The following is a 21,767-nucleotide window of genomic DNA, read 5'->3' on the forward strand; positions in this document are numbered from 1 at the left end:
TGCCTCCTAATAATTTATTAGGATCTTCCAATAATTTTTCTAATAATTTTGCTCCCTTAATTCCCTCATCTACCATATGCCTAATTCTAATTTTACTTAAAGACATTAAAGCTGTTTCTGATGCTGAAAAAAATCCTGATAATATTAACAAGATTATAAGAAGCATAATCTGAAACGTAAATGGGTCCAAAAAAACCCCTCCTATATCCTTTTATTTTTTTATTTATATATTATTATATTATACAAAAATTTCATAATAAATAATAATCTTTAAAAATTTTAAATACATTCTATTTTTTATTTCTTATTATTTAAGTTTGGTTCTGTTTTAAGAGAGTATTGATTTTAGCTATATCCCTGAAGTTTAAATAATCTATACTCTAAATTAATATTATTGACTTTATTTATATAATATATTCTTATAAAACTAATAAAAGGATAAGAAATTTAATCTTATCCTTTCGATTTAATCAATAAATTATTTTTTATTTTTCTATCTCATTAATTACATCGCCACTATCATTGTAGTATGTAATTCTTTTAGGTATTATTTTTTCATTTAAATCAAATGGATCATATCCACCATCACCATAATCCTCTTCTATTCTTATTTTATTTCCTCTTACAAACGGATTTATATAATCATAGTATTGTACTCTAACCTCAAAAAAGCTATCAACACTAGCTATTATCTTTTTACCATCTTTCTCTAAAATATGCTCAGGTTTATTAGTAAATACATATAAAATAAATCCAAAGAATATATAAATACCTATAATTAAAACTATGAATAAAATTCCAAGTCTACATAAAATCCTTGTAGATGTCTTTGTCCCACTCTTCCATATAAGCTTATGTAAAAAAACAATTATTTGAATTAAAATTAAAAATAATAATATAGTAAAAATACATATAAATACAAAATTAACCCAATTTAAAAATGCTAAATTATTTAAATTAAGTATATATTCAGAAATCTTATACACTATTATTGTTAAAAACAACATAATACAATTAATAATAAGTAATTTCTTTTTCATGAATACTCCTTATAATTAAATTTTTAGTGTAAAAAATGGCTTAATCCAAGTGATTAAGCCATTTCCACTAAAGAAGTGGTATCCCCAGTAGGAATCGAACCTACATTTATCCCTTAGGAGGGGATTGTTCTATCCATTGAACTATGGAGACTTATTAAAATTTTATTATAATTTTAACTCTTTAACTAATATATGTCAATAAAACTTATTTAATTACTATACCTCTTAATGTATTTTTTGTGAGTTCTTCTATAATTCTATCTACATCTAATTCTTTATCTACACTTAATTCATATAATGATGCTGATAAAAGACTTCCAAATAAGCTATGAGCTAATAGTGAGGTATCACATTCTCTTATTTGTTTTTTCACCATTGCCTCATTTAGTATTCTTTCAATACCGCCTATATATTCACTTATTTTATTTCTTAATTCATCTTGTCTTGTTTCTTTACCCCATAATTGACTTATGACAAGTTTAAAGAATGATTTATTATCATAAAGTAATTTAAATTGCATTCCACATAAATTTTTTATTTTATCTATAGGTTCTTTCTTTGATTGCTCTATCTCTTTTAATTTATCATTCCAAATCTTAACACCATTTTCTACCACAAAATTAAAAATATCCTCTTTACTATTAAAATTATAATAAAGAGTTCCTTTAGCCAAATTAGCTTTTGATGCTATCTCATCTACTGTTGATCCATTATATCCAGAAGTAGCAAAAACATTTATAGCCGCTTCAAAAATAGCTTTTTTTGTTTTACTCAAAACTAATCCCTCCACCCTTTCTCTATTAGCAATTTAATTATATAACAAAATGATTTTTTGAACTACCTATTCTAAAAACCATTAAACTTAATATTAATTTTTATTAATTATCACCCAAAATATTAATTTTATATCTTTGCTTTGTATTTTGTAATTATTTTGTTTACAATGAGATTTTATATATATAATAATAGATATATGATTTAAAAAACTTATTTAGGAGAAAGTAATTTTATGATAAAAGTGTACAATAGAAAAACTAAAACTTATGACACTGAACAGGTGGCAGGACTTAAATATATAAAATGGTCTTATTCATCTCCTATAGGAAAAAGCTTTACTGAATTGTTTGTAAAGAAAAAAGTTTTCTCAAAACTTTATGGAAACTATTGTGACTCTTCACGTAGTAAGAAAAAAATTAAACAATTTGTAGATGAATTTAATATTGATATGTCCCTTTGTCAAAAAGGAATTTCTGATTTTAATAACTTTAATGATTTCTTTGCAAGAAAATTAACTGATAAAGCTAGACCTATTGATTTAAATAAGAATATTTTAGTTTCTCCTGGTGATGGAAGATTATCTGCATTTGAAAACATAAATCTTAATAAACTTGTTCAAGTAAAAGGATTTACATATTCTTTAAAAGAGTTAATATCTGATTCAAATGTTGCTAATGAATTTGAAGGTGGAACTTGCCTTATATTAAGACTTTGCCCTACTGATTATCATAGATTCCACTTTGTTGATAATGGAATTTGTGGAGAAACAAAGAAAATTTCTGGTGCATACTATTCAGTAAACCCAATTGCCTTAAGCAATGTAAAAGAACTTTTTTGTAAAAATAAAAGAGAGTGGTCTTTATTTAAGTCAGAAAATTTTGGAGATATACTTCATGTAGAGGTTGGTGCAACCTGTGTTGGAACAATTCTTCAAACTTATACTCCTGGAAAAAGAGTTTTAAAAGGTGAAGAAAAAGGTTACTTTAAATTTGGTGGATCCACCACAATATTATTCTTTAAAAAGAATGCTGTAAAAATAGACTCTGATATAATTAAGCAAACTAAATTAGGTTTTGAAACAAAAGTTAATATGGGTGAAACTATAGGCCATAATTAAACCACTTTTTAATAAAGCCAAAAGTATTGTTTTAGAATAGCTTTATATTTAAATTTCTATTTATATTAATAATAACCATAATAAATATAAACTTATATTTATTCTACATTAAAAACCACTCATACTAAAAATATGAGTGGTTTTAAGATAATAATATTTAATTAATTAAACGTATCTTAAATTAATTAAATAAGATTATAGGAGAATTTATTTTTATTCTATCCTAACTTTTTTTATTTATCCCTAGAATTAATATTTATTATTTTTTCTAGTTGATTTTTAAACTCTTCTTTATTGCCATTAAAGATTACTAGGTTAATATTCATTTCCTTAGCTCTCTTCATAACAGAGGATTTAATAGGTTCCTTAGTTGCTACTAAAATTTTTATAACATTTTCTCCACCAAGCTGTTCAGAATAAACATTTAATTCATTTAATGCAACCTCATCATATTTTTTAGAATCCTTACAAGAAACACATATTAAAACAGAATCTTTTATAGCAACTACATCTAACTCATTCTTAACTCTAGATTCCTTGTCATTCCAAAGAAATAATACCCCACTTTTTATATCATCAACACTTCTTATTTCCTCTATAATATTTTTAGTTAAAACCTCAAGCCAAGTTCCACTTTTAAAGATAAATCCTTTTATAAATTCATTTAAAAATATAACTTTTAAATATCCCTCTTCATATTTTAATTTAATTTGATTATTATTCTCTAAAAAACTTAGTATCTTATCTAAAAGTTTTTTTTCATCCTCATTTAAAAGTTCCTTATCAACCTTTATACACTTAGGATTAGAATAATTGTGGATAAAAACACTGTTATCACTTAATCTTCCTCTATACTTTTCCCATAAATCTAAATTGTTTGCTATATAATTAGTCATTTTCTCTATGATATTAATCTCTGAAAACTCTGTAGAATCCAAAATTATAGATGCCCCAATACTATTTATAATATCCTCAACATCTAAATCAACGAAATTGCATTTATCACAGTGAATTTCATCTAAATTAAACTTAAAAAGTTCTTCCATAGGAATATCAATAAAAAATCCATCTATTTTATATTTCAAAGCTAAAGTGTACATAATTAAAATATCTTTTTTATTTCCTTGATTTAGGCATATTGCAGTATTTTTATTATTTCCCTCTTTAATAACTTTCTCAAAACTTAGAAAATTATTTTTATCTAGCTTTTCACTTCTAAAAAAACAATTTGGAAATTTATTAAAATAAAATTGTCTTAGTGAATTTAGAACCTTAAGTTCCTCATCCTTTTTATATAAATATAAAATTTCCTTAGGTCTTATTTTCTCCGTTAAAAGAATGCTTGCTTCATTATGTTCATCTAAAATTGTAATTATAAAATCATAATCCATAATACTTCACCTTTAGCCAGTTATTTAGCTCTCTTTAGAGATTCTCTGTCATTTATAAAAAAGTATTTAGAAATATTTTTACCTAAGAAAAGTATTTTATTCTATAAATTAATTTATTGTTTAATTTTATTAATCGCATTGTGTAATTGGTTTTCATATAATATAATTTTTAAAAATATTTTTTAAAAGGAGTACCTATGCTAAACAAAAAAGAGGAAAAAATTTTATCATATTTAAAGGAAAATCCTAGAAAAGAACATACTATTATTGATTTACTAACCCTTAAATTTACAATTTCAGAACTACTTGAATCTTTAAATAATCTTGAATCTAAAGGACATATATACATATTATCAAATAAAAGAAATTTAGCTCCAAAATACAAATTAAGATCAATAAATATTTAAGTAATAAAAAAATAAGGGCTACAAAAATCTTGTAACCCTTGGTATTGGTGCGGCAGAGAGGATTCGAACCCCCGACCAATCGGTTCGTAGCCGACTACTCTATCCAGCTGAGCTACTACCGCATAATAACAGAATAATAATATCATATATGATTTAATAAATCAAGTTATTTCATATTATTACCAAAGACATATTTTTATTAGTATTTATAATAATAATTTATAAGCTAGATATTTTTTATATTAAGCTTTATACTTAGTTAATATAAGAACATTTAAGAAAAGGAGGACTTTAAATTTGGATAATTTTATTATTTTAACAGATTCAGCTTGTGATTTGCCAAAAAATATTATTATTGATTTAGAAATAAAAGAATTAGGACTTATATGCAATATAAATAATAAAGAATATATAGATGATATTAATAGTGAACTTACTTCCAAAGAATTTTATAACAAATTAAAAGAAGGAGCAATGCCTTCAACAAGCCAAATAAATTCATTCAAATTTGTAGAATATTTTGAAGAATACGTGAAAAAAGGAATTGCAATTTTATATCTTGCTTTTTCATCAGCATTAAGTGGAACTTATAATAGTTCACTTATAGCTCGTAATGAATTGCTTGAACAATATCCTGAGGCTAAGATTGAAATAATAGATACTAGAGCAGCCTGCTTAGGGCAAGGTTTAATAGTTTATTATGCTGCTAAAATGAGAAAAGAGGGAAAATCTTTAGAAGAGATTTCTAATTGGGTTGAAGAAAACAAAAATAAAACTTGTCATTTTTTCACTGTTGATAATCTTGATCATCTTAAAAGAGGTGGAAGAATTTCTCCTACAGCAGCAGCTATTGGTAGTTTATTAAATATAAAGCCAATGTTATACACAAATGATAAAGGTGAACTTCATAATTTCTCTAAAGCAAAAGGAAGAAAAAGAGCTATCAAAAATTTATATGAACTTTTAGATAAACATATTGTTAATCCAGAAGAACAAACTATTTTTATAGCACATAGTGATTGTATTGAAGATGCTGAAAAATTAGCTGAAATGATAAAAGAAAAGTATAATGTAAAAGAAATAATTATAGATTATATAGGAATTGTAATAGGCTCTCATACTGGAATAGGTACTTTAGCTTTATTCTTCTTAGGTGATACTAAAGAACCTTAAATTATTTATTAATTTTATAAGATAGAGATTTCTATAAAATTTAATTAAAATATATTATTAATTAAATTAATCCAGGTTGCCTTAGGCAACCTGGATTTTTTTATAAAAATTTCAGATTATTTTTCAGAATATATTTTTACTATGTTTAATATAACTTCAACAGCTTTTTCCATTGATTGAATTGAAATATATTCAAATCTCCCATGGAAATTCTCTCCCCCAGTAAATATGTTTGGTGTTGGTAATCCCATAAATGATAATCTCGCACCATCAGTACCACCTCTAATTGGTTTCTTGATTGGTTCTATTCCACATTCTTTCATAGCCTTCTCTGCTGTTTCAACTATGTGTATTTGTGGCTCAACCATTTCTTTCATATTCTTATATTGATCTTTTAATGTTAATATGATAGTTCCTTCACCATATTTTTTATTTAACTCTTCAGCAATTTCAGTAAATCTAGCTTTTCTATTCTCAAAACCTTCTTTGTCAAAATCTCTTATTATGAAAGCTAAATCAGTTTTTTCAACTGTTCCTTTTATATCCATTAAATGAGAGAATCCCTCATATCCTTCTGTTTTTTCTGGAACCTCATCTAAAGGTAACATTCCAACAAATTCATGAGCAACAAGGATTGAATTTATCATTTTTCCTTTTGCACTTCCTGGATGTACGTTTTTACCTGTAACTTCAACCTTAGCACCGGCTGCATTGAAGTTTTCATATTCTAATTCTCCTCTTCTTCCACCATCTAAAGTATAAGCAAAATCAGCCCCAAATTCTTCAACATCAAAATGATCTGCACCTTCTCCAATCTCTTCATCTGGAGTGAATCCTATTTTAATATCTCCGTGCTTTATTTCTGGATGATTTACTAAATATTCTACAGCAGTCATAATTTCAGCAATTCCAGCCTTATCATCAGCCCCTAAAAGAGTTGTTCCATCAGTAGTTATTAAAGTTTCCCCTTTATACATTGGAAGCTCTGGTGAAAATTTAGGTGATAAAACAAATCCATTTCCTAATTCAATTTCTTTTCCATCATAGTTTTCAACTAACTTAGGATTAACATCTTTTCCACTCATATCTGGTGCTGTATCCATATGTGAGATAAATCCTATTTTAGGAATATCTTTATCACAATTAGATTTTAATGTTGCATAAACATATCCATATTCACTAATTTTAACTTCATCTACTCCAATATTCTTTAATTCTTCAGCAAGAATTTTTCCTAATTCTAATTGTCCCTTAGTACTTGGAGTAACTCTTGTTGTTTCATCTGACTTACTATCAACTTTTACATATTCTAAAAATCTTTCATGAACTTTTTTCATGTTTTACACCACCTTTTTAGCTGCTTAATTGTTAATATTTTATTAAGATATCGTTTTATATTAATATTATGACTGTTTGGTAAAAAAAATACAATACTCCTTATTGTATGTATACAAAAAAATCCTTTATAATGTTTAATGTTAGTATATTTGGATATCATTAATGTATATTTTAAATTTATATAGAGGTAAATGCATGAAAAAACAAAAAATTGTAATAACCGTATCAATAGTACTACTACTTTTTGTTTCCTTATTTGGCTATTTTACTTTTTCTTATAAAAAGAACTTAAATAATTTTAGTCAAGCTCTAGAAAAAGATGATTTTAACTCAGCATTAACAACTTATAAAGATGGTATTAATAATGCTATTTTAAAAAAATCATTTAATGAATCATCTAATGAGGTTATATTAAACAAACTTTCTTCAATAAAGAATGAATATAACTCTGGTAAATTAAGTGAAGAAAAAACTTTAGAAGAATTAAATGGTCTGCTTTCCATAAATTCAGCAAACAAAGAAGTTAAAGAATTTATGGAAACTCTTCCTACAATAAAAATGTCAAAGAAAGCTTATGATAATGGAATATCACTTTTGAAAAATGGTAATCCAACTGAAGCCTTAAATAAATTTAGAAGTGTAAGTGTTTTATCTGACTTAAAAACAGATGCAGTAAAACAAGAAAAAGAGTGTTTACTAGAAATCAGAAACCCTCTTCTAAAAAAAGTTGATGAATATATAGCTAATAAGAAATATTCAAAAGGGATTGAATACCTAAATACTGCCTTAAAAAATTCACCAGAAGATTCTTTACTAAAAAGTAAAAAAGAAGAATTAGAAAAGCTTAGATTAACACATTTAGAAAATTATAGTAAGGAGAATATAGAAAAGGCTACAGCTAAAACCGCCCCAGTTATTGCTTACTATAATAAAATAACACCAGAAAAGATAAATACTCTTGATATTAGTAGTGAAACTAATCACTTGGTTTTTGTAAATATACAAGATCAAAAAACTTATGTGTATAAAGGTTCAAAGAATAATTGGAAGTTAGAAAAAACTCTAATTTCTTCAACCGGTATTGAAGGAAAAGAAACTCCTGTTGGAGTATTCAAAGTTCAAAATAGAGCTCCTTGGTTCTTCTCACCTAAGTATGGTCAAGGTGGTAAATATTATGTTCAATTTATGGGTAACTACCTATTCCATTCTATACCTTTTGATTCTGATAAAACTACAGTATCAGACCCAACACTTGGAGAGCCAGCTTCACATGGCTGTATAAGACTTGCAGTTGATGATGCAAAATGGCTTTACGATAATGTTCAAAATGGATCTAAGATAATAATATATTAAAAATAACTATTTAGAGTGTCGACTTTGTCGACACTCTTTTATTTTATCCTAAAAAAATATAAAAATTTTAACCTCTTTGAACTACATTAAGAATAAATCCAAGAGGTTTTATGACATTAATCTATAAAAGTTAATATTTACTAAAAAATTATTAACTTTTTGTTAATTTTAAGTTATCATAAATATATAAAAACATTACTAATTATTATAAATTTTTAATATTCTAAACAACTACAAATAAAATATCAAATAAATGAAAGGTGGTGAAAACTGTTGCCAATTAAAATTATAAATCTAAAAAAATTTATAATTTTTAATTATTTTTGCGACAGTTAATTATGAATTACTACATAAGTATATTATTTAGAGCTATACCACTTCTTATGGGTATGATATGTCTTACTTATGGATTTTATATCAACTCATTAGGAGATAGATTAGGCGCTGGTTATATAGTAGCTAGTCATGTAATATTATTCTTAACTGCTATATGTATAGCTTTATTTACTACAGCGGCAACTATTATAAGACAATTAATAAATAAATATAATTCAGTCTATAAAGTTGTTTTACCAGCTATAGGCTATACATGTGCATTCATATCTATGATAGGAGGAATATACTTTGCATATAAATATAACAGCATACCTCCTTATTTTGTATCAGGTAATATAGCCTTTGGAATTGGTTTGATATCAGCCTGTGTTTCAACAGTAGCTTTATCATCAACAAAATTCTTACTTATACCATACAATAGTAAAAATTTAAAAGAAGGAGAAACTCCTAAAGGAGCTTTTAGTGATAATTTCGCAAAATTTCTTCTTGCTATACCAATAACATGCACTAGTGTAGGAATATTATATTCTTTTTATTTATTAAGCCATACAAATAAAACAGATCATTTAATTGCTGGATTTGTTCTTTTTGGAATATCTTTAATTTGTGGAAGTTTAATATCATTAGTTGCAAGTGTAGAAAGACAGATACAAAATAAATTTACTAATAAAGAACGTTGGAAATGGTCTATTTTAGTATTAATTTTTGGTTCTATTGATTTTATTCTAGGTATATTAATACTTATAATTAGTAAAAACCCAGCTTTTATAGCTCCTGGATATGTATTAATAGGATTAGGCTTAGTTTGCTATAGTATATCTAGTAAAGTTTTATTATTAGCTTCTGTTTGGAGAAGAGAGAGTAAATTAGCAAAAAGAATTCCAATGATACCAATAATAACAGCTTTAACATGTTTATTTTTATCTGCATACTTATCAGAAGCTGAATTAGTTAATATATCATATTTTGTTCCAGCACACGTATTAGTGGCTTTAGGAGCAATATGTTTCACTTTATTTTCAATTGTATCAATTTTAGAAAGTGGTACATCTAAGTAAGTATTTAATTATTCTGTAAAACTTTTAATTTTAAAATAAAATTTCAAGAGGCTCTACTTCATAATATTTATGATGTAGAGCCTAAATTAATAAGTTCACCATGAAAACTAACTTTAATTATAAGTAATAAGTATAATATATTAATAAAATGTACTTACATAACAAATCAAAATTAAAAAGATATAATTTTTAAGATGAAAGGTAATGAAAATGAAAAGGTTTATAATAGTATTAACTTGTATTTTTATATTAATAGGTGGATTTATGATTTACCCTCATATGAAATATAGAAATAAAAACCAATATGAATTATCCTCCATAAAAACTGAAAATAATAATGAAATTCCAAATTCAAAAATAACAAAAGATTATATTTCATATAGTGATATGATGGTACAAAATTTATCAGAAAAACAAAAAAATAAAATAATTGAAAAAGCAAATAAAATTTTAAATATAAAATCAATCCCTACAGTTATAAATAAAACAAACCTTATAGTTAGTGGAGAAACAAAAAACGATTATATATCTATGGCTCCTTATTTATGGGAGAATTCAAAAAATCCAAATAAATATATTGTAAAAGATGGTGTTGATAATCCTGAAAGATTAAATAATAATACCTTTGATAGCGTAAGATTAAATAAATTTATTATGTATCTAGATAAACTTTCTATAGCATATAAACTAACTGGAGATACTAAATATTCTAATGTGGCAAGTAAATTATTAAAAGTTTGGTTTATAGATCCTAGTACGAAAATGAATCCAAATATGAAGTATGCAGAAATATTTAAAACAAAAAGTGGAAAAGTTATTTTTACAGGTTCATCTATGATTTCTAGTGTTCCACTTATAAATGTTGTTAATGATTTAAATTTACTTGGAAATTCTATTAATAGTTCTGAAAGTTATAAACTAAAATCTTGGTTTAATAAATTTTCAAATTGGTTATTAGATGCAAATGGTGGTAACATAGATAAACTTAGAATTAATAACCATGGCACTTGGCTTGATGCAGAACTTGCTACTTTTTATGATTATGCAGGTAATCGTAAAATGGCCATAGATATTTTAAAAACTGTTGGCCCTGATGCAATAAATCCACAAATACAATCAAGTGGTAAAATTCCATCTGCACTTGTTAGAACAAAATCTTTAGATTACACAGAATATAATTTAGAAGCATTTATAACACTTGCAAACCTTGGACAGAAGTATGGTTTAAACATATGGGATTATAAATCTGAAAATGGTGGAAGTATAAAAAAAGCTCTTAATTATGTTACAAATTATCTAGCAGGTAAAACAAAATGGAATTATAAAAATATATCAGGCAAAAATATAAATGAAACAGGTAATAAAAAATTTATAACTTACTTAAAACTTGCTAATATGTACTATAAAAATAAACAATATTCAAAAGTTATTGAAAAATATAATAGTATTTAAAACTAATAATTTAACTAAAAATATATTTTTTAAAAAGATAATTAACCAAATTTAATTGCTTTAAAACAAAAAGTAGCAAAAAACAGCTTAATAAAAAGTTAAGCTGTTTTTTTACTACTACTTATAAACATTTTAATAAAATAAATATATTCCACCACATGCCTTTCTAATCTGAAATGCCATGATTATAAATTCTTCTACTGTCTAAAGACCATATTCTTTCTGAGAATTCATTTTCCTTAGTTTCATTCATAGCTTTTTTCATATCATACATTCTAGCATCCATAACATCTAAGTAATGAAGCATCTCAGCCTCTGGTATAAGTGGTTTAATAGGGCTTCCATACTCTGCCTCGTAATGATGAGATAAAACCATATGTTGAAGAAGCATTATTATTTTTTTATCTGCATTTACTTCTCTTCCTATAACCTCAATTTCTTTTATTCCTTGAGTTATATGCCCTAATAAAGTTCCTTCTAATGTGTATTCATCAACTATTCCCAGTTCATTAGAAGACATTTCTTTTAACTTAGCTATATCATGAAGTATTACTCCCCCATAAACTAAATCTTTATTTAAGAAATCATAAATTCCACATATGTTATCTGCTAATTTAAGCATTGTTGTTATATGGTATAAAAGTCCACCTTTTATTGAGTGATGATTTGATTTTGCAGCTGGATAATAAAGAAGTTTATCCATGTTAATATCTAAAATTCTCTTTAATATGTTTTTAATATCTTCATTGTTCATCTCTTCAACAACTTCTAAAACCTCACAAAACATATCTTCTCCACTATAAGGAGCACTCTTTACATAGTCATCTACATTTATATTATCTTCTTCAGTAGTTTCTCTAAATTTTTCTACTTTTAATTGAAGTGTTCCTTGCCAACTATTAACAGTTCCTATAATATAAAAAATTTTGTTAGCTTTTAAATTTTCATGTTCAGGTTTTACTTCCCAAACTTTTCCTAGTATATCTCCTGTTTTATCACTTAAAACTAAATCTAAGTACTTTTTCCCATTAGAATTAGTAGTTTTTTCAGTAACTGATTTTAAAAGAAAAAAACCTCCGACTCTTTCCCCTTTAACAAATTCACCTATTTTTTTAATTGGTATTTCCATAAGTTTTTCCTTTCTTTCCATCTATTAATCTCTATTTTAATTATTACATATTATTAGTTTTTGTAAACAAATAACCCTTTATTTTATAGCTAAAATTTATATTACTTGTTAAAATAACCTATAGGGAGGATATAAATTATGAAATTACCTAATGATGTTCAATATATCTTAGACAAGTTAAGCGAAAATGGCTTTGAAGCCTTCATAGTTGGAGGGTGTGTAAGAGATGCTTTGCTTAACAAAAATCCACAAGATTATGATATTACAACAAATGCTTTACCAGAAAAAATAGAGGAATTATTTCAAAAAACAATTCCTACTGGAATAAAACATGGCACAGTAACTGTTTTAATAAACCAAAAACCATATGAAGTAACTACATATAGAGTTGATGGAGAATATGAAGATAACAGAAAACCAAAGGATGTAAAGTTTGTTTCTAACATAGAAGAAGATTTATCAAGAAGAGATTTTACTATAAATGCTATGGCTTATAATAAAACTCTAGGTTTTAAAGATTATTTCCACGGAAAAGACGATTTAGAGAGAAATTTAATTAAATGTGTAGGAGAACCAGATAAAAGATTCTCTGAAGATGCCTTAAGAATGCTTAGAGCCATTAGATTTAGCTGTCAATTAAACTTTAAAATAGAAGAGGAAACCTTAAAATCTATAAAAAGAAACTTTAAGTTAATTAAAAATATAAGCATGGAAAGAATACAAAGTGAATTTACTAAAATAATTTTAAGCCCAAATCCAGATAAAGGACTTATGCTCCTTAGAAAATTAGGCTTCTCAGATATTTTAGTTAAGGAGTTTAAATCACTTAAATGTGTAAACTGCTATGATTCTTATGATGATGTTCATGATTCTTATGAATTATTAAATATCTTACCAAATAAACTTCCTGTAAGATTAGCAGGTTTATTTCACAAGGTTTATAATTCAGAAAATGCCTCTGAAAAAGGAAGAATCATATTAAAGAAACTTAAATATGATAATAATACAATAAATAACTCTTGTAACTTAATAGAAAACTTAAATAAACTTTCTCCAATTATGACAAGAAAAAAATTAAAAATGCTTATTAACGAAGTTGGTAAGGAAAATATTTTTGATTTATTAGACCTAGAAAAAGGATACTTATTATATATGGATGAATTTGATACTGAATACATAGATATTCTAAAAGATAGGATTCATGATATTTTAGAATCTGGTGAGCCTATATCAATAAAAGACTTATCCTTAACTGGCTCTGATTTAATTAATGAATTAGGTTTTAAACCAGGTAAAGATATTGGTATAACACTTAATTTCTTATTAGAAAATGTACTTCAAACTCCAGAATTAAATACAAAAGAAAACTTATTAAATCTTAGTAAGCAATTTTCTTCTTATAAATAAAAATAACGTGGCTGTATCAAAATATAATAATAAAACTTGCAAATATATTCCTAGAATCACTAGATTTTGCTAAGAATTTATAATCATTACTACGAAAATATCACTAAAGCTTAGAAACTTGCTACGCTTTAAGCACTCTAAGCTTTTTAAGGTGATATTTTCTACGTAATAATTTAAATTCTAAAGCTCATCTAGATATTCTCTTCATATTATTTGTAAGTTTTATAAAAAGTTATTTTGATACATGCCCGTTATTTTTAAATTTAGCTCTGTTTTAAACTAGTGTTGATTTTAGATATAACTTTTTGACCATCTTAATAAGCAGTTTAGAGTTTCATTGAATATGGAAGAATAATAGCGTTAAGAAGCGAAGTTGTTTGACCAATGGGAGTTTCTTCGCTTTAGCTATTATTCTGGAATATTCAATAGAAACTCTCTGCAAAATTAAGTAGGTCTGAAGGGATAGCTAAAATCAACACTCTATTAAAACAGAGCCTTAAATCTTAATATCTTTCTCAAGATAGAATGAATAAATATATGCCTCTTTTATTTCTTCACCTAAAATCTTACTTAAAGTTTCAGAGTATAAATCTATTTGAATTTTATATTTTTCTAATAACCTATCTTCTTCCCCTTCAGGAATATAATCAGTTTTATAGTCTAAAAGAACATATCCATCTTCCTCTTCAAAGAAGGCATCTATTATACCCTGCAATCTAAGCTTTTCCTCTCCATAGACTTTAGGATTAAGTTCCTTATTTATTCTTATACTAGGTATATCAGTAATGAATGGTAATTCTCTATAAACCTTTCTACCTGATTTATAAGCATTTAACATTCTCTTTCCTAAGTCACTTTTAAAGAATTTTTGTATCTTAAATACATTAACTACTTTACTTTCTTCCTCAGTTAAAAGTTCCTTTTGAACCATAAGTTCAACCTGTTCCTTTATTTCGTTAATATATGTTACCTTATCTAAGTCTATATGCTGCATAGCAAAGTGTGTTATAGTACCTTTTTTAGCCCCACTAAATTCCTCTTTTTTCTCTTCCATGAATTTAGGTTTTCTTTTTATCTTTTCTTTACTTTTACTCTCTTCATCTAAAATATTAAATTCAACTTCTCTTATTTCTTTCTCTTGTTCAGCTCTCTTAAGCTCTGTTACAGAAATATTTGAAGGTGTATTACATGACTCAACATATTTATATTTAAATCCAAGTCTATTTCTAATAACTATATTATCTTTAATTTCATTTTTTGAAGTAATCCACCCATTATCATCAAACATATCTATGTGTAGTTTTTCTACTACCTCTTCATTTTTGCTTAAAAGCTCATTTCTTTCCCAATATTTAAACTTCCAATGTGATGAGTCATCTGAATTTATTATTATATCTACATCTCCAATATTTCTTATACCATCTCCATCCTTATGCTTTGATAAAGCCATTCCAATCCAATCTAAATAGCTTTTTCCTTTCATAACATTAGATGGATTTATATTATTTTCATTAGACCCTAAACCTGCCTTACACCAATTCTCACATGATTTTTCTAAATTAGAAAGAGCCCCTGTAATTATTAGTTTTTCCTTAGCTCTCGTAAATGCAACATAAAGTATTCTCATTTCTTCTGACAATACTTCTAACTCATATTTTTTCTTAATAGCTTGTTTTTGAAGAGTATCATATTTTATTCTCTTTTCTACATCTATGCAGTTTGTTCCTATACCTAAGTTTTCATGTAAAAGAATATCCTCTCTTAAATCCATCTTATTAAACTGCTTTCCTGTTCCTCCTAAGATAACAACAGGAAACTCAAGGCCTTTACTCTTATGAATACTCATAATTCTAACTACATCTTCATTTTCACCAAGTATCTTAGCACTTCCCATATCCCCTGATGATTTTTTAAGTTTATTTATAAAGTTTATAAAGTTAAACAACCCTTTAAAACTTGTTGATTCAAACTGTTTAGCCCTTTGGAATAAAATTCTAAGATTAGCCTGTCTTTGTACTCCATTTGGCATAGTTCCAACATACCCATAATAAGAAGTATCAGAGTATAAATACCATATAAACTCATCAATAGGTGTATATAAAGCTTTTTCTCTCCATCTTTTTAAGGCTTCAAAGAAATAAACGCATTTATTCTTTAATTCCTCTTCTATTCTTCCATCAAACTCTCCAACTACAACATCCTTAACTATTTCATAAAAATATTTATCCTTACAAAGAAGTCTTAAATCTGCAAACTCATCTGATGTAAATGAGAAAATAGGAGAACGTAAAGCTGATAATACATATATATCTTGCATAGGATTATCTATTATGTGTAATAAAGCCATTATTGTTCTTATCTCAATAGTTTTAAAATATCCTGTTCCTGTGTCTGCATAAACTGGTATTCCCATGGTTCCAAGTTCATCAACAAAGGTTTCAGACCAATTTTTAGTTGCTCTTAATAAAATTACAATATCTTTAAATTTAACCTTTCTATACTTTCCTAAGTCCTTATCAAAAACCATATATGACTTTCCATTATAAGGATTCATAAGTTCATTAATCCTCTTTCCTATGATTCTAGCTTCTAACTGTATAGCATCTAAATCTTCTTCCTCTTCTTCACTTTCCTCTTCATCATATTCTTTTTCAGAGTCAGAGCTTCCTGCCTTATTTAAAATATGTAGTTCTATATCTCCTGCACATTCTAAACTTCCTAGATTATCAATATAGCTTTCTTCCACAGTTTCTTCACTTATTTCCTTATAAGTAGCCCCTAAATTTAATGCCTCTTTTTCATCATATTCAAGCTCACCAACCACATTACTCATTAATGTTTTGAATATATAGTTTACTCCATGAATTACTTCTTTTCTACTTCTAAAGTTTTTATAAAGCATTATTTTTCTGCTTAAAGATTCTTCTTCACTATAAGTATTATATTTTTCTAAGAATAACTCAGGATTTGCCTGTCTGAATTTATATATACTCTGTTTTACATCTCCAACCATGAATACATTAGGATTCTCCATATCTCTTCTTGAAACCATTCCTACAATTGTTTCTTGAATTGTATTACTATCTTGATATTCATCAACTAGTACCTCTTCAAACTTATCTTTAAATTCTAAAGCAACTTGTGAAGGAGTTATATTTCCCTCTTCATCTTTGTTTATTAAAATATCTAAACATAAGTGTTCAAGGTCATTAAAATCTAAAATATCTTTTTCCCTCTTCTTATCTCTATATCTATTTGAAAACTCAATTACTAATTCACTTAAACATTTCATAATAGGATACATTTTTTGCATTCCTAAAACAGCTTCATCTAAAGAAGTTTGAAAAACTTTATCTCTTAAATTTTCAATTATCTTCTTACTTTCATCCCTTAAATTCTTAGTTTTTGCTAAGGCTTTTTCATCATCTACACTAGTTTTTCTAATAGATTTAAGTCTTCCAAATGAAACTTGGCAAAGTGAATTATAAAATGATACTATTCCCTCAGCTAATGCATTTATAAGTTTTTCAACTTGTTCTAGCTCTGGATTTATATTAAGTAAATAAGGTTCTAATCCACCCCCTAATTCAGCAATTTCTTTAGAATTATTAAGAAGTGAATAAGCACTGTCTAAATCTAAACTTATACTTTCCTTTAAAACCTTAATCCATAATTTATTTTCAAGTTCACTTACTGAATTAATATTAAACTCTTCAACCTTTTCTTTAAGCCAGTTTTCTGGCCAAGGACCACTCATTATAAATCTATAAACCTTAAGAACTAAGCTATTTAAATTATCATCACTTTTATTTCCACCATAAGCTTCTACAAGATCTAAGAAACATTTATCTTTCTTTGCATACATATCCTCAAAAAGATCTGCTAAAATATCTTGTTTTATAAGCTCACACTCAGTTTCATCTCCAATTCTAAAACCAGGATCTAAATCTATAAGATGAAAATTATTTTTTATAACTTCTAAACAAAATGAATGCATTGTGGTAATGCTAGCTCTATTTAATAAAGCTAACTGTCTTTGAAGAATTTCAGAACTTGGATCTTCTTCTAAGGCCTTTGATATAGCATCGCCTATTCTCTCTCTCATCTCAGAAGCTGCCGCATTAGTAAATGTAACAACTAATAATTTATCTATATCAACAGGATTTTCTCCATCTGTTATCATATTTATTATTCTTTCAACAAGTACAGCAGTTTTTCCAGAGCCAGCTGCCGCAGCTACTAAAAGGTTGCATTTTCTAGTATTAATAGCTAATTTTTGTTCATCAGTCCATTTAGTCCCCATATACTTCACCCCCTACTTTTTCATATATACTTTTCCATAACTCTTCATCTTTTTTCTTTGAGATAACCTTATATTTATTCTCCTCTAAACTAGAATCGAATTGGCATATATGAGAGTAACTACAGTATTCACAAACTGTATTTTTATTTTCCTTACAAGGTTCTATGTCTATCTTTCCATCAATCATATCTTGGCAAATTTCAACCATCTTTTCATTTACATATTTTCTTAGAAGTTCAAATTGTTCCATAGTTATTAAAGCCTTATTTTTCCCTAAATCCCCAGCTTTTTTTATATTTGCAGGTATTATTAAGGAATGTGTTCCAGGCTCTAAGTCCTTATCCATAGCCTTAACAACCTTAAGATCATTTAGTAAAAGTCCATCTAATTTTAATTCTTTTAATATTTCCTCTTTTATTTCCTCATAAGTTAAATCACCCTTTGATTTTAATATAGGATCATCTATTCTAAAGTATAAAATTGCGCCTGGCATAGCCTGGGCTTCCACTATATTCTTTGAATTATTTATTAAAGCATCTAAATAAACAAGAAGTTGCATTTGTAATCCATTATAAAATTTATTTAAATCAAACTTTCTTGCCCCTGTTTTGTAGTCTATAACTCTTAAATATGTTTCTCCCTCTAAATTTAATTTATCAACCCTATCTATTCTCCCATTTAGGAAAAAGCTTTCCCCTGATGGTAAATCAAGTTTTATAGAATCAACATCCTTATTAAATCCAAAAGCTAATTCGTTTTTATAAACTTCAAAATCACTTCTCTTCATTTGTTCAGTTATTACCATAACTGATTTAGTAATTATTCTTTTAAATCTATCTGTAAAATATGAATATCTCTTTGAACTATTTAAAATTGATGATTTATTATTTTTAACCTGTTCATCAACTAATTCATTTATGATTCCCCTACATTTTTCATGATTTAAATCACTCCACTTTAAGCCTTGTTCCTTAACTTCATTAGTAAACTCATCTAATATTTCATGCATGAAGCTTCCAAGGTCAGGGGCAGTGAATTCATATATTTTTCTATCCTTAGCCTTTAGTCCATATTGAATATAATAAGCAAAAGGACATTGAGCATATTTTTCAAGCCTTGAAACACTTAAAGAAATTTTACTATTAGAATCTTCATAAAGTGCCTTTGCTTTCTCCTTTGAAATATTCTTAGAAGCATTTGAATATTCAAGTCCTTTTTTAACATACTCTATTTTTTCTTTCCATTTTGAATTCTCTAAAAACCACTTATAAACGGTATTCCAATACTCCTCAACCTTAATGTCATCTTGATTCTTTCTCATTGCAATCATAAGCTCATTTAAAGTAGGATTTTTAGCAGAAACCTTCTCATATTCATCTCTTATAACCTTAAATCCTTCACTCTCTTCCTTAACATTAGGAAGAATTTTCTTAAGTCTATGAACTATAATAGAAGGTCTTTGAGATTTGCCTTCAAAATCAGCTAAAGGATATGTTACAACTAAATAATCAGAAGCAATAGTAAAGGCTGTATAAACTAAAAATTGTTCCTCAAAAACCTTTGTTTTAGTATCAGAAGCTAAGGCTACCCCTTTTTCAAGTAAAATTTCTCTATCATTATCAGAAAGAATACCTTCTTCCTTATTAGCGGAAGGTAGTACCCCATCATTAACTCCTATAATATAAAGTGCCTTTGCACCCCTACTTTTTATTCTAGTAATATCACCTATATTTACTTGATCTAGTGCCACAGGAATTAATCCCATTTCGTATTTAGATAAGCCAACATTTAGAACTTTCATAAATTCAGTTAAGTCCATTTTTTCTTCACCTAAAACATCTACTGCCTGTTCTAAAACATTTATGAATATGTCTCTAACCTCTGAATACTCCTTAGCTTTTGTTTGTAAATCTCTTTCCTTAAAGAAGTCAACATAATCATCTATTGTATCCATAACACCTAGTTTATTATCTAAAAACTCATACAATAATATGGCAAATTCTTTAAGTGTTTTTTTTCCACCACATTCTTCTGCAAACTCTTGAAGTGGAGTAACTATAGCCTCTCTTATATCATTTAATCTATTTAAAGCTTGCTTGTTTTCTTCGCTTAATTCCTCTTCTTTTAAAATATTAGAACTATAATTAGTCCATTCTTCCATCCATTTCTTTCCCTTAATTCCATAAGCTAAAACATAATTCTCAAGTTCATCTAAAAGATTATTATTTTCTTCCTCATAATTTCTTTCATAAAACTCTCTTATAAGGCCAGTTTTAAGATATTTAAATACATTTTCATATGTCCAATTCTTACTTATTATATCTACAGCAGAATTTATAAATACAATAAGAGGATTGCTTGCTATATCAATCTTTTTATCTATATAATAAGGTATTTCATATTCATCAAATATTACTGAAACAACCTTCTCATAGGAATCTACATTTCTACATATAATTGAAATATCCTTAAATCTATACTCTTTTTCTCTGACTAATCTTAAAATGTCTTTAGCTACAAATTCAACTTCATCATAATTATTATTTGCTTTATAAAGTCTTACACTTTCATTTTTTCCTCTATATTCTTCAAATGGATAAGCATATAATTGTCTTTCTATGTGTTTAAATTCCTCATTTTCTTTAAATCTATAAGGCACATCTTCATTTAAATTTATGTATCCATCAAAAGGTAATCCTTCTTCTTCAATTAATCTTATTAATCTTTTCTCAGTATTTTTAGTTGCACCAAAAAGATCACTTTCTCCTTTATATGCCTTAGTGTCATCTAAAGATAAAGTTATGTTTACTCTTCTAGCCTTTTTAAGTAATTTTGAAATTACACTTAACTGACTAGGTGTAAAAGTAGTGAATTCATCAATCCAAATCTCAGTATCATCATAAATACAACAATCATCTAACTTTTCATCTAAAAGAAGTAATTGATCTTCCCCATCAATATGACCTTCATGTAATTTTGAATTAAACTCATTAAAAATATCCTTTAATTCTTCCATCTTCATCTTTAAATTAGGTTCTTCAATCTGATCTAAAGTTAAATCTAAAACCTCATTATTCACATTATATTTTTTAAACTCAGTTATTGTTTTTGAAGCTATATCTATAAATCCTTTTTGCTTAGAAGCACTTTTAAATATGGTCATATTATCAGATAAATCCTCTAAAACCTTAAATAATAGCATACTTTTTCCTGCATCACTCATAATATTCTTAGTTATTCCACCACATTCATTAAATACCTTATAAGCAAGTCTTTTAAAACTCAAAACTTCAGCATTTAAAACATATTTTTCTCCAATTGCTTCTAACATCCTATTTTCAGTTTGGAAAGTAAATTGTTCAGGTACAATTAAAAGCAATTTATTCTTTGGAGAATTCTCTATTTTCCTCTTAATTTGATTTATACAAAAGGTACTTTTCCCAGTACCAGCTCTCCCATAAACTATTCTTAATCCCATGGCTTCAA

General features: G+C 26.5%; 15 protein-coding genes and 2 tRNA genes. 7 read left to right on the top strand and 10 right to left on the bottom strand.

Translation table 11 applies throughout. From position 1 onward, the window contains the following. From Q1K13_RS01490 to Q1K13_RS01505, 4 genes are all read right to left on the bottom strand, one after another. The coding region (locus tag Q1K13_RS01490; protein ID WP_300347145.1) for a CNNM domain-containing protein at window positions 1-190 on the bottom strand (190 nt) is incomplete at its 3' end. Between the two features lie 295 nt (window positions 191-485). Further along, window positions 486-1,040 carry a hypothetical protein gene (locus tag Q1K13_RS01495; protein ID WP_300347147.1) on the bottom strand — a complete coding sequence of 185 codons (555 nt, stop codon included), beginning with the start codon at window positions 1,038-1,040 and terminating at the stop codon, window positions 486-488. Between the two features lie 76 nt (window positions 1,041-1,116). Continuing rightward, window positions 1,117-1,191 (bottom strand) — tRNA-Arg (locus Q1K13_RS01500). A 54-nt stretch (window positions 1,192-1,245) separates the two neighbouring features. Continuing rightward, entirely contained in the window at window positions 1,246-1,815 is a 570-nt protein-coding gene (locus Q1K13_RS01505; protein ID WP_300347149.1) for a TetR/AcrR family transcriptional regulator, read from the bottom strand. Between the two features lie 234 nt (window positions 1,816-2,049). Here Q1K13_RS01505 and Q1K13_RS01510 point away from each other — a divergent pair, with 234 nt between their 5' ends. Further along, window positions 2,050-2,934, top strand: a complete 885-nt coding sequence (locus Q1K13_RS01510) for a phosphatidylserine decarboxylase (protein WP_300347151.1) — start codon at window positions 2,050-2,052, stop codon at window positions 2,932-2,934. Window positions 2,935-3,167: 233 nt separating this feature from the next. On the opposite strand, the gene Q1K13_RS01515 is transcribed toward Q1K13_RS01510, so the two are convergent. Beyond that, on the bottom strand, window positions 3,168-4,325 hold the full coding sequence (locus Q1K13_RS01515) for a Card1-like endonuclease domain-containing protein (protein WP_300347153.1): 1,158 nt from the start codon (window positions 4,323-4,325) through the stop codon (window positions 3,168-3,170). Between the two features lie 197 nt (window positions 4,326-4,522). Here Q1K13_RS01515 and Q1K13_RS01520 point away from each other — a divergent pair, with 197 nt between their 5' ends. Continuing rightward, a complete protein-coding gene (locus Q1K13_RS01520) occupies window positions 4,523-4,732 on the top strand; it encodes a hypothetical protein (RefSeq protein ID WP_300347154.1) in 210 nt (69 codons plus the stop codon). Window positions 4,733-4,777: 45 nt separating this feature from the next. On the opposite strand, the gene Q1K13_RS01525 is transcribed toward Q1K13_RS01520, so the two are convergent. Continuing rightward, a tRNA-Arg gene (locus Q1K13_RS01525) sits at window positions 4,778-4,854 on the bottom strand. 175 nt (window positions 4,855-5,029) lie between these two features. Between Q1K13_RS01525 and Q1K13_RS01530 the strand changes: the two genes are divergently transcribed. Further along, window positions 5,030-5,905 (top strand): DegV family protein, encoded by an 876-nt coding sequence (locus Q1K13_RS01530; RefSeq protein ID WP_300347156.1) that lies wholly within the window; start codon window positions 5,030-5,032, stop codon window positions 5,903-5,905. A 116-nt stretch (window positions 5,906-6,021) separates the two neighbouring features. Here the strand turns inward: Q1K13_RS01530 and pepT are convergent, their stop codons facing one another. Then, a complete protein-coding gene (gene pepT / locus Q1K13_RS01535; RefSeq protein WP_300347158.1) occupies window positions 6,022-7,242 on the bottom strand; it encodes a peptidase T in 1,221 nt (406 codons plus the stop codon). A gap of 196 nt (window positions 7,243-7,438) precedes the next feature. On the opposite strand from pepT, the gene Q1K13_RS01540 reads away from it, so the two are divergent. The 3 genes from Q1K13_RS01540 to Q1K13_RS01550 all read left to right on the top strand — a co-directional run bounded on the left by Q1K13_RS01540 (window position 7,439) and on the right by Q1K13_RS01550 (window position 11,442). After that, a complete protein-coding gene (locus Q1K13_RS01540; protein WP_300347160.1) occupies window positions 7,439-8,596 on the top strand; it encodes a L,D-transpeptidase in 1,158 nt (385 codons plus the stop codon). Window positions 8,597-8,934: 338 nt separating this feature from the next. Beyond that, window positions 8,935-9,990, top strand: coding sequence for a DUF2776 family protein (locus tag Q1K13_RS01545; protein ID WP_300347162.1), 1,056 nt, complete (start codon window positions 8,935-8,937; stop codon window positions 9,988-9,990). A gap of 204 nt (window positions 9,991-10,194) precedes the next feature. Then, window positions 10,195-11,442 carry an alginate lyase family protein gene (locus Q1K13_RS01550; protein ID WP_300347164.1) on the top strand — a complete coding sequence of 416 codons (1,248 nt, stop codon included), beginning with the start codon at window positions 10,195-10,197 and terminating at the stop codon, window positions 11,440-11,442. Window positions 11,443-11,608: 166 nt separating this feature from the next. On the opposite strand, the gene Q1K13_RS01555 is transcribed toward Q1K13_RS01550, so the two are convergent. Further along, window positions 11,609-12,592, bottom strand: a complete 984-nt coding sequence (locus Q1K13_RS01555) for a 3'-5' exoribonuclease YhaM family protein (RefSeq protein ID WP_300347166.1) — start codon at window positions 12,590-12,592, stop codon at window positions 11,609-11,611. Window positions 12,593-12,709: 117 nt separating this feature from the next. Between Q1K13_RS01555 and Q1K13_RS01560 the strand changes: the two genes are divergently transcribed. Continuing rightward, the gene (locus Q1K13_RS01560; RefSeq protein ID WP_300347169.1) at window positions 12,710-13,978 is read left to right on the top strand and encodes a CCA tRNA nucleotidyltransferase; all 1,269 of its coding nucleotides are present in this window, start codon (window positions 12,710-12,712) and stop codon (window positions 13,976-13,978) included. Between the two features lie 496 nt (window positions 13,979-14,474). On the opposite strand, the gene addA is transcribed toward Q1K13_RS01560, so the two are convergent. Together addA and addB are read right to left on the bottom strand one after the other, a co-directional pair. Beyond that, window positions 14,475-18,281 carry a helicase-exonuclease AddAB subunit AddA gene (gene addA / locus Q1K13_RS01565; protein ID WP_300347171.1) on the bottom strand — a complete coding sequence of 1,269 codons (3,807 nt, stop codon included), beginning with the start codon at window positions 18,279-18,281 and terminating at the stop codon, window positions 14,475-14,477. Then, window positions 18,271-21,759, bottom strand: coding sequence for a helicase-exonuclease AddAB subunit AddB (gene addB / locus Q1K13_RS01570; RefSeq protein WP_300347172.1), 3,489 nt, complete (start codon window positions 21,757-21,759; stop codon window positions 18,271-18,273). Before addB ends, addA begins: the two co-directional genes overlap by 11 nt. Between the last annotated feature and the right edge of the window lie 8 nt (window positions 21,760-21,767).

The organism is Clostridium sp. (genome assembly GCF_029267215.1).
In the GTDB taxonomy this organism is placed as follows: domain Bacteria; phylum Bacillota; class Clostridia; order Clostridiales; family Clostridiaceae; genus Sarcina.

What these genes read in the sequence shown, in the direction of transcription:
- Q1K13_RS01560 (WP_300347169.1), top strand. Translation starts at nt 12,710, where the DNA reads ATGAAATTACCTAATGATGTTCAATATATCTTAGACAAGTTAAGCGAA.
- addA (WP_300347171.1), bottom strand. Translation starts at nt 18,281, where the DNA reads ATGGGGACTAAATGGACTGATGAACAAAAATTAGCTATTAATACTAGA.
- Q1K13_RS01520 (WP_300347154.1), top strand. Translation starts at nt 4,523, where the DNA reads ATGCTAAACAAAAAAGAGGAAAAAATTTTATCATATTTAAAGGAAAAT.
- pepT (WP_300347158.1), bottom strand. Translation starts at nt 7,242, where the DNA reads ATGAAAAAAGTTCATGAAAGATTTTTAGAATATGTAAAAGTTGATAGT.
- Q1K13_RS01555 (WP_300347166.1), bottom strand. Translation starts at nt 12,592, where the DNA reads ATGGAAAGAAAGGAAAAACTTATGGAAATACCAATTAAAAAAATAGGT.
- Q1K13_RS01550 (WP_300347164.1), top strand. Translation starts at nt 10,195, where the DNA reads ATGAAAATGAAAAGGTTTATAATAGTATTAACTTGTATTTTTATATTA.
- Q1K13_RS01495 (WP_300347147.1), bottom strand. Translation starts at nt 1,040, where the DNA reads ATGAAAAAGAAATTACTTATTATTAATTGTATTATGTTGTTTTTAACA.
- Q1K13_RS01545 (WP_300347162.1), top strand. Translation starts at nt 8,935, where the DNA reads ATGAATTACTACATAAGTATATTATTTAGAGCTATACCACTTCTTATG.
- Q1K13_RS01540 (WP_300347160.1), top strand. Translation starts at nt 7,439, where the DNA reads ATGAAAAAACAAAAAATTGTAATAACCGTATCAATAGTACTACTACTT.
- Q1K13_RS01515 (WP_300347153.1), bottom strand. Translation starts at nt 4,325, where the DNA reads ATGGATTATGATTTTATAATTACAATTTTAGATGAACATAATGAAGCA.
- addB (WP_300347172.1), bottom strand. Translation starts at nt 21,759, where the DNA reads ATGGGATTAAGAATAGTTTATGGGAGAGCTGGTACTGGGAAAAGTACC.
- Q1K13_RS01510 (WP_300347151.1), top strand. Translation starts at nt 2,050, where the DNA reads ATGATAAAAGTGTACAATAGAAAAACTAAAACTTATGACACTGAACAG.